The organism is Erythrobacter sp. SN6-5, assembly GCF_057364945.1.
On sequence record NZ_CP200282.1, the window covers coordinates 218,352 to 231,185 of the forward strand.

General features: G+C 58.0%; 11 protein-coding genes and 2 pseudogenes. 6 read left to right on the top strand and 7 right to left on the bottom strand.

Features of this window, described 5'->3' with window-relative positions; all coding sequences use genetic code 11:
- Nucleotides 1–56 precede the first annotated feature (56 nt).
- Together AC0V6Z_RS01050 and nadA are read left to right on the top strand one after the other, a co-directional pair.
- On the top strand, nucleotides 57–929 hold the full coding sequence (locus tag AC0V6Z_RS01050; RefSeq protein ID WP_472639587.1) for an MBL fold metallo-hydrolase: 873 nt from the start codon (nucleotides 57–59) through the stop codon (nucleotides 927–929).
- A gap of 88 nt (nucleotides 930–1,017) precedes the next feature.
- Nucleotides 1,018–2,020: pseudogene (nadA, locus tag AC0V6Z_RS01055) on the top strand (quinolinate synthase NadA).
- Nucleotides 2,021–2,440: 420 nt separating this feature from the next.
- On the opposite strand, the gene AC0V6Z_RS01060 reads toward nadA, so the two are convergent.
- Nucleotides 2,441–3,331: a DMT family transporter gene (locus AC0V6Z_RS01060; RefSeq protein WP_472639588.1), complete on the bottom strand. Its 891-nt coding sequence runs from the start codon at nucleotides 3,329–3,331 to the stop codon at nucleotides 2,441–2,443.
- Between the two features lie 67 nt (nucleotides 3,332–3,398).
- Here AC0V6Z_RS01060 and AC0V6Z_RS01065 point away from each other — a divergent pair, with 67 nt between their 5' ends.
- On the top strand, nucleotides 3,399–4,517 hold the full coding sequence (locus AC0V6Z_RS01065; RefSeq protein WP_472639589.1) for an alkene reductase: 1,119 nt from the start codon (nucleotides 3,399–3,401) through the stop codon (nucleotides 4,515–4,517).
- Here AC0V6Z_RS01065 and AC0V6Z_RS01070 read toward each other — a convergent pair whose 3' ends face one another.
- The gene (locus AC0V6Z_RS01070; RefSeq protein WP_472639590.1) at nucleotides 4,518–4,883 is read right to left on the bottom strand and encodes a hypothetical protein; all 366 of its coding nucleotides are present in this window, start codon (nucleotides 4,881–4,883) and stop codon (nucleotides 4,518–4,520) included.
- A complete protein-coding gene (gene lipB, locus AC0V6Z_RS01075) occupies nucleotides 4,868–5,581 on the bottom strand; it encodes a lipoyl(octanoyl) transferase LipB (RefSeq protein ID WP_472640813.1) in 714 nt (237 codons plus the stop codon). The genes AC0V6Z_RS01070 and lipB overlap by 16 nt, the downstream gene beginning before the upstream one ends.
- 64 nt (nucleotides 5,582–5,645) lie before the next feature.
- Here lipB and AC0V6Z_RS01080 point away from each other — a divergent pair, with 64 nt between their 5' ends.
- Nucleotides 5,646–6,485, top strand: coding sequence for a DUF7847 domain-containing protein (locus AC0V6Z_RS01080; RefSeq protein ID WP_472639591.1), 840 nt, complete (start codon nucleotides 5,646–5,648; stop codon nucleotides 6,483–6,485).
- A gap of 39 nt (nucleotides 6,486–6,524) precedes the next feature.
- Here the strand turns inward: AC0V6Z_RS01080 and AC0V6Z_RS01085 are convergent, their stop codons facing one another.
- Nucleotides 6,525–7,157 (bottom strand): class I SAM-dependent methyltransferase, encoded by a 633-nt coding sequence (locus tag AC0V6Z_RS01085; protein ID WP_472639592.1) that lies wholly within the window; start codon nucleotides 7,155–7,157, stop codon nucleotides 6,525–6,527.
- Nucleotides 7,158–7,272: 115 nt separating this feature from the next.
- Here AC0V6Z_RS01085 and AC0V6Z_RS01090 point away from each other — a divergent pair, with 115 nt between their 5' ends.
- Nucleotides 7,273–8,652 carry an MFS transporter gene (locus AC0V6Z_RS01090; RefSeq protein WP_472639593.1) on the top strand — a complete coding sequence of 460 codons (1,380 nt, stop codon included), beginning with the start codon at nucleotides 7,273–7,275 and terminating at the stop codon, nucleotides 8,650–8,652.
- Here AC0V6Z_RS01090 and AC0V6Z_RS01095 read toward each other — a convergent pair.
- Nucleotides 8,649–8,994 (bottom strand): annotated as a pseudogene (locus AC0V6Z_RS01095) (ArsC/Spx/MgsR family protein). The gene AC0V6Z_RS01090 and the pseudogene AC0V6Z_RS01095 overlap by 4 nt on opposite strands.
- Before the next feature lie 177 nt (nucleotides 8,995–9,171).
- Between AC0V6Z_RS01095 and AC0V6Z_RS01100 the strand changes: the two are divergent.
- Nucleotides 9,172–11,283 (top strand): TonB-dependent receptor, encoded by a 2,112-nt coding sequence (locus tag AC0V6Z_RS01100; RefSeq protein WP_472639594.1) that lies wholly within the window; start codon nucleotides 9,172–9,174, stop codon nucleotides 11,281–11,283.
- 44 nt (nucleotides 11,284–11,327) lie between these two features.
- Here the strand turns inward: AC0V6Z_RS01100 and AC0V6Z_RS01105 are convergent, their stop codons facing one another.
- Together AC0V6Z_RS01105 and AC0V6Z_RS01110 are read right to left on the bottom strand one after the other, a co-directional pair.
- Nucleotides 11,328–11,924 carry a (2Fe-2S)-binding protein gene (locus AC0V6Z_RS01105; RefSeq protein WP_472639595.1) on the bottom strand — a complete coding sequence of 199 codons (597 nt, stop codon included), beginning with the start codon at nucleotides 11,922–11,924 and terminating at the stop codon, nucleotides 11,328–11,330.
- A 34-nt stretch (nucleotides 11,925–11,958) separates the two neighbouring features.
- Nucleotides 11,959–12,723 carry a class II aldolase/adducin family protein gene (locus AC0V6Z_RS01110; protein WP_472639596.1) on the bottom strand — a complete coding sequence of 255 codons (765 nt, stop codon included), beginning with the start codon at nucleotides 12,721–12,723 and terminating at the stop codon, nucleotides 11,959–11,961.
- Between the last annotated feature and the right edge of the window lie 111 nt (nucleotides 12,724–12,834).

A 12,834-nucleotide genomic window follows, 5' to 3' on the forward strand; every position in this document is an offset into this window, starting at 1 on the left:
GTGGGCTGGCTAGGCAATTCTCGACAGAGAACTCAAACGCCTTCATACGCAAGTGCATGACCGGACTCCCTCAAAAACCTTGGCCGACGGGCACCGCTGAACAGCTCGATCCGCTGATCCGCCGGGTGCTTGCGCCCAATCCATCGCCTTACACCTACACTGGCACGCAGAGTTATGTTGTGGGCGCAGGCGACGATGTTGCGGTGATCGATCCCGGCCCCAATGAGCCCGCGCATATCGACGCCATTCTGGCCACAGTGGGTGAGGCGAAAATTGCCGCGATCATGTGCACCCATACGCACCGCGATCACTCGCCCGCTGCCGCGCCATTGGCGCAGCGCACTGATGCGCCGATTGTTGGCTGTGCGCCGCTGGTGCTGAAATCGGATCGTCCGCGCGCCGACGAATCTTTTGACACCACCTATGCGCCTGACCGCGTTTTGGAAGACGGCGAGCAAATGACCGGCACGGGCTGGACGCTCACCGCCGTGCACACGCCGGGCCACACCTCCAACCATCTGTGCTTTGCGCTGGAAGAGAGCAAAGCGCTGTTCACCGGCGACCATGTGATGGGATGGTCAACCAGCGTCGTCATCCCGCCCGATGGTGACATGGGTGAATATATGAAAAGCCTGGAGCGGCTGATGGCGCGCGATGACACAGTCTATCACGCGGCCCATGGCGCCGCGATCACTAAGCCTCAACAACTGGTGCGCGGCATGATTGGCCATCGCCGTCAGCGCGAAAATCAAATTTTGCGTCTGATGGGCGAAGCCGCCCGGCCCATCCCGGAGTTTATTCCGGCCATGTACAAAGGGCTGGATGAGCGGCTGATCCCAGCGGCAGAAATGAGCGTCGAGGCACATCTCATCGATCTGGAAAAACGCGGGCTGGCGGCCCAGGACGCAGGCGTTTGGCGTACGATCTGAGCTGGGCCTAAGCCACCAATTCTGCTCGATTTCACCGCATTTCCTACCTATATGACCCCAGCAACTGATTTTCACGGGATCTGATATTATGACCGCCCCAACCAAAGTGCCCTCTGGCAAAGACTTGCTGGCTGAAATTGATCGCCTGCGTAAAGAACGCAATGCTGTGATCCTGGCGCATTATTATCAGACGCCCGATATTCAGGACATCGCCGACTATGTCGGGGACTCGCTCCAGCTCAGCCAGATGGCGGCGGATACGGATGCGGATGTTATCGCCTTTTGCGGCGTGAAATTCATGGCCGACACCGCGAAAATCCTCTCGCCAGAGAAGATCGTCGTGCTGCCCGATATGGATGCCGGGTGTAGCCTGGAAGACAGCTGTCCGCCTGAGAAGTTCAAGGCCTTCCGCGAAGCGCATCCCGATCACATTGCGCTGACCTACATCAATTGCTCAACCGAGGTGAAAGCGCTTTCGGACATCATCGTCACCAGCTCCAGCGCAGAGACGATCCTGCAGCAGATCCCGGAAGAGCAGAAGATCATCTTTGGCCCGGACCGCCACCTTGGCGGCTATCTGGCGCGCAAGTTCAATCGCGAAATGCTGCTGTGGCCGGGCGTGTGCATCGTGCACGAGGCATTCAGCGAGACGGAGTTGCTCAAGCTTAAAGAGCAGTACCCCGATGCACCCATCGCTGCGCACCCGGAATGCCCGCCAACCATCGTCGATCATGCGGATTATGTCGGCTCAACCAGCGGCATTCTGAAGTTTGCCAAGGAATTCTCTGGCGACACGCTAATCGTCGCGACCGAGCCGCACATCATCCACCAGATGGAAAAGGCTTTGCCGGAGAAGAACTTTATCGGCGCGCCGGGCGCGGACGGAAACTGCTCCTGCAATATCTGCCCCTATATGGCGCTCAACACGATGGAGAAGCTCTATGTCGCACTGCGCGATTTGGAGCCGCAAATCGTGATTGAAGAAGAGCTACGCCTAAAGGCCAAGGAGAGCCTCGACCGGATGCTCGGCATGGCCGAGCGGCACGGTGGGCCTAGGCGATCTGGGCAAGGTCGCGTTCACGGCGGATTGATAGGACTCTCGGCAGGCGTGATCAGGCTGGCGGGGATACAATGCAAACAATCATTGAACTTTCGGGACGCATTGCGGTGTCTCTGGTTGTGGCTATTTTCTTCCTGCTAGTTGGATCTGCGCTCCACGTGACAAGCGCGATTGATGATGGTGCGCTAAGCAATCGAGAGGCTATCTGCCTTGATGCAGACGGGCTTGAAAAGCTCGCATCAGATCGGGGCGAACAAATAGAAGACTGGTTCTTTGTTCGGCAAATTCACTCACACTATTATTCTGGAATTTACACAGGCCCTAGCCTTGGCTGGCGCGGTGCCCTCATCTGGGTCGGAACCCGGGTCGCGATGAGTGCTTATGACCGGAGCCTAATTGCGAACCGTGGATTAGCTAATCTGCAGCGCTGCGCCGAGCGCGGCGAAACGATCTAACCCCGCTTCATTCTCGCAACCACCAAAGCGTTCCCCACCAGCACCATCCCAAGCAAATCGAGCGGCGTCAGCACTTCGCCAAATACGCTGTATCCGATCAGCGCCGCGACCGCGGGCTGGGTCAGCAGCGCCAGCCCGATGATCAGCGGCGGGAAATGGCCAAGCGAATAGACCAGCAGCCCCTGCCCGATCAGCTGACTGCTCACAAACAGGATCAGGACGGGTGTCCAATCTGTCGGCCAAACTGGCTCGCCCAGCGCCAGTGCCAGCACAAGCAACACCGGACACGCAAACACGCTGACCCAGACCAGCAGGCTCCACGAGCCAAACTGCGAGCGCGCGCCCTGCAAAGTGATCAAGTAAATCGCATAGAGTAGCCCCGCGGCGAGGCAAAACAGATCGCCGACAAAGGTCGAGGTCGAAATCTCCAGGCTGCGTCCCAATAGGATCGCAGCACCGGCAAGGGCACAGACAATCGCGAGCCATTCAAACCTGCGCGGCAACATGCGCGCCATGATGAAGCCCGAAAACAGCAGGATGATCGACCCGGCATTGCCGAACAGGGTCGCATTGCCCAGCCGGGTTAGCCCAATCCCGATATGCCAGCTTGCCAGATCCAGCGCGAATGCGGTCGCCCCAAGCGCCACCAGCACCAACGTCTTGCGCGGCATCCCGCCCAGCCGCTGACCGCTCATCCGCGCGAACAGAACCAGAAATGGCAGGGCGAGAAACAAACGCCAGAACCCGGCGCTGACCGGACCGGTGTCGGCTAACCGTACAAGCCAGGGCCCGGTTGCAAGGGCGATATTTCCGCCCAGCAAAGCCGCGAGCAACATCACCGCTTTCGCATCGAACAGCTTTTTTTGGGACGTCCCACTGTTTTCCATGCTTGCGCCCTAGCCCGCAATTCCCCAAGTGCTCAAACACAAAAGATTGCAAAAGAGGACCAATCCTATGCACGATGCTCTCTTCCAGCCGCTGAAAATGGGCGCGCTTGAGGCCAAAAACCGTATTTTTATGGCGCCGCTCACACGCGGGCGCGCGGCCGAACCCATGTTTGTGCCGAACGCCTTGATGGGCACATATTATCGTCAGCGCGCGGGCGCTGGCATGATCCTGACCGAGGCGACCGGCATCAGCCGCGAAGGCCTCGGTTGGCCATCAGCGCCCGGCATCTGGACCGACGAGCAGACCGAAGCGTGGAAACCAATCGTTGAGGGCGTGCACGAAGAAGGCGGGCTGATCGTCTTGCAGCTGTGGCATATGGGCCGGATCGTTCATCCCTATTTCCTCGATGGGAACCCGCCGCTTTCCGCCAGCGCGACGACTGCGCCGGGCGAAGCGCACACCCCCATCGGTAAGCAAGCCTATGCCGAAGCGCGCGCGGCTACGCTCGATGATATCAAGCGTACGATCGAGGATTATCGCCGCGCCGCTGAGAACGCCAAGAAGGCCGGATTTGACGGCGTGCAATTGCACGGTGCCAATGGTTATTTCATCGACCAGTTCCTGCGCGACAAGACGAACCTGCGTACCGACGAATATGGCGGTTCGCCTGAGAATCGCACGCGCTTGATGCGCGAAGTTCTCGAGGCACTGATCGATGTCTGGGGCGCGGACCGCGTTGGCATTCGCCTGTCGCCCAATGGCGATTCGCAAGGCACGGATGACAGCAATCCAGAAGCAACCTTTGGCGCGGCGGCCAAGGTCTGCAACGATCTGAACCTCGCCTTTGTTGAGCTGCGCCAGCCAGGGCCGGATGGCACCTTTGGCCAAACGGATGTTCCGCAACAGGATCCGCTTTTCCGCGAGCACTACAAAGGCCCGCTAATCCTCAATTCTGACTACAGCGCCGAGGAAGCGGATGCGGATGTGACCAGCGGTCGCTGCGACGCCGTCAGCTTTGGGCGCCCCTACATCTCCAACCCGGATCTTGACGTGCGGATCGCCAAAGGCGCGCATTTCAACCCGAACACGAATGTTCCGAAGAGCTGGTACTTCCCAATTGCCGAAGGCTACACCGACTATCCAACGTTGATAGAAGAGCAGGCAGCCACGGAAAACGCGGCCTAATTACTCGCCTGCGTCCTCTTCAGGGGCAGGTTCAGAAGGCGTTTCTGGGGCCGGAGCATCTGCGGATGTTTCGGCCTCTGCCGTTTCAGCCTCATCTTCACTGGCATCGCCAGCATCACTCGCATCGCTATCACCGCCCGAGGAGCTTGGCGCACCGCTTGCACGCGGGGCCAATGGCGATTGCGAGCGCACCTCCTCAAGGGGGAGCATGTCGTCGCTAATCGATCCGCCCAGCACTTCGCCTGTCGCTTCTGCCACCTCGCCGCTGCTGCTCGCCTCTGGCGCAGGATCATCACCGCACGCCGCCAGTGCCACGGCCAGCGGCGCAAGCATAAGCGGGTGGGCTTGAGTTATTGTGATGCGCATCGTCGTGCCTCGGCCTTATCGAGTGTTTCCAAAAACTCGCCAGCATGGGCGATCAGCGCCTCGTCCCATTTGGCGGGCGAAATGTCGAGGCCCAAGCGCGACAGGCTGGTGACCCCGTATTCTTCGATCCCGCACGGGACAATCCCGGTAAAATGGGTGAGATCCGGATCAAGATTGACCGAGAAGCCATGCATCGTGACCCAGCGGCGCACGCGCACGCCGATCGCTCCGATCTTTGCCTCGCGCCCGTCGACATCCCGTGTCCAGATGCCCACCCGGCCATCAACTGCCCAACTTTCCACCCCGAATTCGCGCAAAGCGGCAATCACCCAGCCCTCCAGCGCATGAACAAAGCAGCGTACATCTTTGCCGCGCCTATTCAGATCGAGCATAACATAACCAACCCGCTGACCCGGCCCGTGGTAAGTGTAGCGTCCGCCGCGCCCGGCCTTCACCACCTCAAATCGCGGATCGAGCAGCTCGTCCTCTGCGGCGCTGGTACCTGCGGTGTAGACGGGAGGATGTTCGAGCAGCCAAACCTGCTCACGCGCGCTTCCCCCGGCAATCGCCTGGTTGCGCGCCTCCATCTCTGCCAGGGCGTCAGTGTAGGGCACCTGCCGCTCCTCACGCCGCCAATCGATCGCGGTGATCGATGATGCGGGCAAGGTATCTGGTGATGTCTTGGCGGCAGCGGTCATATGATGATTGCTTGGGGGCATCGAGTGCGCTTATCAAGAGCGAAATTATCTAGGGGAAGTACACGTGAAGCTGGATATGGGCCAAGCCTGGACGCACGCAACCGCGATGCTCGGAGCCAATCGCGAGCTGGTGATTATCATCGCGGGCCTGTTTCTATTCCTACCGCAATTCGCATTGGCCGTGTTTCTTCCAGAAGCGGTGAACCCGCCGCCACCGGCAGGCGATCCTTCTGACTTCCAAGCGATCATGGATGCATCGATGAGCGCGATGAGCGAGCAGTACAGCAAGTACGGCTGGTTGTTCATCGGCATCACTCTATTTCAAACACTCGGAACCCTGGCATTGCTGACGTTACTAACGGACACATCCAGACCAACCGTGGGCGAGGCAATCAAACTTGGTGCACGCGGGCTGCTGCCTTATATTGGTGCAGCAATTATCATGGCGCTTGGCGCAGCTATTGTGATTGGCGTTCCGGTGGGCTTGCTAAGCGCGCTCGGCGGCCCGGCGGTTGCTCTCGCTGTTCTGATCGCAATTCCATTGGTCATCTATGTCGCGATCAAGTTCTCGCTCTACACCGCCGTGATCGCGATTGAGCGTGAGTACAATCCCATCAACGCGCTGAAGCGATCGTGGCAATTGACCAAGGGCAACAGCTTTCGCTTGCTGTTGTTTTTGTTCCTGCTTTTCCTCGCTTTTGGAGTCGTGTCGCTCGTCCTGACTTTGGTCACGGGTACGATCTTCGCCGCACTGGGCGGAACAATCGAGCAGATTGGCAACGGATTTATTGCTGCCTTGGTCAGCGCCGTATTGGGCGCAGTTTTTCTGGCCGTATTCGCAGCGGTCCATGCGCAATTGTCTGGCGATCAAGCTGGCCGTAATGTGCAGGATGTTTTTGAGTGAGGGCTGAGCAGCGCCTTACGCAGTCGCGGGTTTTGGCGGTTAGTCCTTAGGCTCTTTCCACGCCCAATAGAGCTTGCACGGCAGGATGTTGAGCCATTCAAAACCTGCATCAATGCGCTCAAAGAACTTCGCCGATTCATCACGAACTGCCGAGCTGAACTGATAGGCGAGGAATGCGCCGCCCGGCTTGATCACTTTGTAGGTCGCCTCGGCAATCTTGGTCGCAACGCCTGCAGGCAGGGTTGAGAACGGCAGGCCTGACAGCACATAATCCGCATCAGACAGGCCGAGCTCAGCCAAGTGCTGCTCGACATGCTCAGCCGAGCCAAGCACCGCATGAAAGCGCGGATCGCGGATCGTCTTGGTCAGATAGTCAATGTAGAGCGGATTGGTGTCAATCACGACCAGCGCGCCGTCCCCGCGCAGGCGATCAAGCACTGGGCGGCAGAACGTGCCGATGCCTGGGCCGTATTCCACGAACACCTCGCATTTGCCCCAATCCACTGGCTCCAGCATTTTTCGCACGGTAAAACGCGAGGATGGGATAATCGAGCCGACCATCCGGGGGTGCTCCACAAATCCGCGAAAAAACACCGCGCATTGCGCGCCGTAACGCTGCCAGCGTGCGCGCCAGCCGCCGCGGCTGCCAATTGCCAAATCTTCAGATTGCATCGAGTGGACCTATCGTCGCTTATGATAAGGGGGCAAACAAGAAACGCTGATCCGCCTTGCAGAGGCGCTAACCAATTGCAAGCCGAGGCGCGCTGGCCTAGCGCAACTGCGACCTATGGCCGATGCAAAACCCGATCTCGAAACTCAGCCCGACAATGCGCTGAACACCGCCAGCGAGGGCACGAGGCAAAGTTCGGTTTCGCGCGGCCGCATGACATTACTGTTCACGGTTATGCTGGTAACGGCGGCGGGCAATACGGCGATGCAGTCGGTCATGCCCTCGATTGGCACCGCCCTAGAGGTCAACGATGTCTGGATCAGCCTAGCCTACAGCTGGTCTGCGCTGTTGTGGGTGGTGTGCGCGCCGATATGGGCGCGCCGATCAGACAAGCGCGGCCGCAAATCGATGATGGCGCTCGGTCTTACCGGCTTTGTTGTATCGATGGTGCTATGCGGAGCCGCGTTATGGGCGGGTCTCGCAGGCTTTATGACGGCCTTTTGGACCTTGATCGCCTTTGCTGCGGCGCGCAGCCTGTTTGGCGGATTTGGCAGCGCCGCACCGCCAGCCGTGCAGGCCTATGTCGCATCACGCACGCCCCGGTCTGAGCGAACCAATGCGCTATCACTCATTGCCTCCAGCTTTGGGCTTGGAACGGTGATTGGGCCGGTGCTGGCTCCCCTAATGGTGGTGACATTTCTGGGCATTGGGCTGGTTGGCCCATTCTTGGGCTTTGCGCTGCTTGGTCTCGCGGCGCTGGTGCTGCTGCGCTTGTACCTGCCCAATGATGTACCGCAATTTGCCGCACGCGGGCAGGCCGCCTCCTATTCTGGAGGGTCTGAAGGCCTCGAACTTGATCCGGATGATGAAGAAATGGCCGGGCAACCTAGCGCACCTGATCGCCTGAAGTGGCTAGATACACGGGTGCGTCCATGGGTTTTGGCCGGGCTGATCGGGGGCCATGCACAGGCCATGATTATGGGTATTACCGGGTTCTTGGTACTCGATCGGCTGAACCTGCGGGCTGATCCGGAACAAGGCGCAACCTATGTCAGCCTGGTGCTCGCCTTTGGCGCAGTGGCGACCTTGCTTGCACAATGGGGGCTAATCCCGCGCTTTAAGATGGGACCACGCATTGCGACATTATCGGGCGTGATTGTTGCGGCGTTTGGAACTGCGATCCTGGGGGCAACCAACGAGCTATTCGGCTTGTCGCTTGGCTATGCCATTGCCTCTTTGGGTTTTGGATTGTTCCGGCCAGGCACAACAGCGGGCACGTCTTTAGCCGTGACGCGGGCCGAACAAGGGCAAGCATCGGGCATTGTAGCGAGCGTTGCAGGCGCGAGCTTTATCTACGCCCCCGCGCTTGGCGTATGGCTGTATGGTATCAATGACTGGCTGGGTTTCGGCCTGGTGATCGTTCTATGCCTGATTGTCGCGATCCTGGGCTGGCGAGGTCTTCAAGCCGACGCGCAACTGACCGGCAAAGAAGCTTAGAGGATCTCGCGCACCACGTCCTGCGGCTAGGCAGAGCCGAACGCCCTTTTCAGTCTCAACCAAAGGGCGCTCCAGCAAGGACGAATCCGCCGCCATCGCATCGAGCACAATATCTGCCTCGGCATCTGGCAGTCCGCGTTCCGCCGCATCGGTGCCGCGCAGACGCAGCCCTTGCTGAGGTGTAATTCCAGCATCCCTGTAAAGCTGAGCCAGCTTTTCGCGGCTCGGCGCGTCTTTCAAATACAGCACCACATTGAGCTCAATGCTGTCTTGCTCTTCGAGGATTGCCAGAGTTTTGCGCGAGGTGCCGCATTTCGGATTGTGCCAGATGGTCGCTTTCATAGGTGCCGTTCCGCTTAGTGTTTGGATGGATGTTTCAGGCGCCAGATAACCGATTGCGCACACAAAAACCACACTTGCAATAAATAGTATTGCGAATCATTTTCAATTCACTTGCAAATGAGAACGGCTTGCAATAGCAGCCTGTCCCACACTCTTTGGACGGAAAGATTCTCACCTATGAACACTCGCCTCTCCCGCGCTACTCTGCTGCTCAGCAGCGCATGTTTTGCATTCCCAGCTATGGCCGAAACGGCTGATGATGAGGGCGAGACAGGTTCCTCAGACGGAGCTCGGATCGTAGTCACGGGACAGGTGCTTCAATCAAACGAAGTCAATTCGGTGAAAACGCCGACCCCAATCATCGACGTGCCGCAATCACTGTCCATCGTGACCTCTGAGCAGATCACTCAGCAGGGCTTTGACAGCATCGGCGACATCATCCTTTACACCCCCGGCGTCACCAACTCTCAAGGCGAAGGGCACCGCGATGCAGTGGTCTTTCGCGGGGTGCGCTCAACGGCGGACTTCTACGTCGATGGCGTACGCGACGACGTGCAATATTATCGCGGGCTGTACAATCTGGAGCAGGTTGAGATCCTGCGCGGACCCAATGCATTGCTCTTCGGACGCGGCGGCACCGGCGGCATCCTCAACCGGGTGACCAAGAAGGGCGTGATTGGCGAACAATTTGTCGGCTATCAGGGCTCTATCGACACATTTGGCGCATTCTCTGGTCAAGTGGACCTGAACTTCGCCACCAGCGAAAGCTCCGCCTTGCGGATCAATGCCTCATACGAAAATCTGAACAATCACCGCGACTTCTTTGACGGAGAGCGGATCGGCATCAATCCGACTTTCCGCGCGGAGCTTGGCCCGGACACCATCATCGATCTGTCCTACCAATACGCCAATCACGACCGCTTTATCGATCGCGGCATCCCATCGGACAGCCTAGGCAATCCGGCGCGTCAGTTGGAAGACATCACCTTCGCCGACCCGGAAAACAACTTCCTCGAATTCGAAGCGCATGTGTTCCGCGGGACGATCCAGCACGCTTTCTCTGAGAATTTCAAAGGCAACTTCAACGTTTCCTATGGCGACTATGACAAGGTGTATTCGAACCTGTTCCCGGTGGGCTTTGATGAGACCACCAATGTCGTTGACCTCGACGGTTATATCGACACCACACAGCGCGAAAACTTCGTTCTCTCCGGCAATTTGGTCGGTGATTTTGAGACCGGAAGCCTTTCGCACACGCTACTATTCGGTGCAGAATACATTGACACGGTGAACAATAATGACCGTTTCAACACTTTGTTCGACACGTCTGATGACGATGTTGAGAGCTTCCTGGCGGTCCGTCCGGTGGCGATCAATAACTTCGTCGGCACCAACGCAGACGGCGACCCAACAGCATTCGCATTTTCCGCCTTGAACGATGACACAGAGGCTGATGTGCGGGTGTTCTCGATTTACATCCAAGACGAGATCGAAGTCACAGACTGGCTCAATGTCGTCATCGGTGGCCGCTTCGACAGCTTTGATATCGAAGTCCTCCGCCTCGACAATGGCGATTTCCGCACGCGTAAAGATGAAGAATTCTCTCCGCGCGGTGGCATCATCATCAAGCCGCAAGAAAACGTCTCAATCTATGCCAGCTATTCGGAGAGCTTCCTGCCACGTTCGGGCGGCCAGTTTGCCAATATCAATGGCAACAACAACATCCTTGACCCGAACACGTTTGAGAATATCGAGCTTGGTCTGAAGTGGGATTTCGCTGATGATCTGAGCTTTACCGCTGCGATCTTCGAAATCGAGCAATCCTCACCCGTCGTCTCTGACCTTGACGCCGGCACATTCGATATCATCGACACGCAGGTCCAAGGTTTTGAAGCGCAAATTCAGGGCCAGGTCACACCGTGGTGGTTTGTCTCTGCCGGATACAGCTATATTGATGGCGAACAGGCCAATGAAACATTGCGTCCGCGTGAACTGCCTGAAAACCAATTCTCCGTCTGGAACCTGTTCCAACCGACCGAGCGTTTGGGCATTGGTGCGGGACTAACCTATCAGGATGAGAGTTTCGCGGATAACGGCAATAACGTCACGTTGCCGGACTATGCACGGGTAGATTTGGCCGCGTTTTACGATGTCTCCGACAATCTGCGCGTTCAGGTGAATATCGAAAACCTGTTTGACGTTGATTACTTCCCGAATTCACACACCGCCGACAACATCACCGTGGGCGCGCCGCTAAACGCGCGCTTCACGATCAGCGGTCGGTTCTAGGAATAGCGCGAGCGGTCTTGCCTAGCCAGGCCCGGTAGGCCGCTCTATTCCTCCGGCGACGAGGTTTCTTCTGAGCTCGGCGCCGCTGCCGTGCCGAGGCTGCCATTGCCAACCCTGAGGGCGGGAACATTCTCCGCCGCGTCAGCCGAACTGATGCCCGGTGCAGGCGCTGCGCTAATGCTCTCTTGCCTGCGAACCACCCGCCCCGCGCGCTCAACCGCGCGGATCAGGCGCGGATAGACACCGCAGCGACAGATATTAGGAATAGCCGCTTCGATTTCCTGCTTGCTCGGCGCGGGATTGCGCTGAATGAGCGCCGCTGCGGCAATGACAATGCCCGGAGTGCAATAGCCGCATTGGATCGCTTGTTCGGCCACCATCGCCTGCTGAACAGGATGAGAGCGGTCGCGCGATAACCCCTCGATCGTGGTGATAAACCGGCCCTCGGCCTCAGCAATGGTGATCAGGCACGAGCGCAGCGCGGCGCCATCGACCAGAACCATGCAGGCGCCCACGCATGATCCTCCGCCGCAGCTTTTCGTGCCTGTAAGGTTCGCCGCCTCGCGCAGCGCGTAAAGCAGCGGAGTATCAGGATCCATGTCGAATTCGACTGGACGATCATTGACTGTCATGCGCGGCATCAGCGCATCCTAACCAGACAAACCTGCTCGACGATCAATCGCGCCAGGAAGTGTCGATCCGGTCAATCTTGCGCTTCCACGCCTCAAAATCGAACACGCCAGCACCGCCTTGGCTTTGCATGACGGAGATATCGCGCTGGTGCACATCGACGACCTCTTGCGGGACAATGTTGGGATTGCCCATGCCGAGGGTCGCGACCTGAATTTCGCAGGCGCGCTGGAGTGCCCACATCTTCACGAACATGCCCTGGATCGTTTTATCCATCACAACCGGGCCGTGATTGCGCAGCATCAAGATCGTATGATCGCCGAGGTTCTCGACAAGGCGCTCACCCTCTTCTTCGCGAACGGTGACGCCTTCAAAATCGTGATAACCAATCTGACCCTGGAAATTGCAGGCGTAAAAATTGGTCGGCATCAGGCCGTCTTTGTGGCTGCATACCGCCATTGTAGCAGTTGTGTGCACGTGACAGATCGCGTCTGCCCGCGCGCCCAAATGCTTATGAAAATAGGCATGCTGGGTGAAGCCGGCCTTGTTGACCATATATTGCGATTGCCCGACATTGTTGCCTTCAACGTCGATCTTTACAAGGTTGCTCGCTGTCACTTCATCATACAGCAGGCCGAAGGGATTGATGAGGAAGGTATCTTCCTCGCCCGGCACCTTAATCGAGATATGGTTGTAGATGGATTCGCCCCAGCCCAGATGGTCGAAAATCCGATAGCAAGCAGCGAGATCGAGCCGCGCCTGCCACTCTTCTTTGCTGCATTCGATGCTCGGTTTCAACTGGGTCGCCATTGGGCTCGCTCCTCAATACAAATTGTTGTTCGAAATACTTATCGCATGATTGCCGCGCGCGGCACAAGCATTTCGCCGATCACCGTCGCACTTTAGCGGCATTTCGCTTTG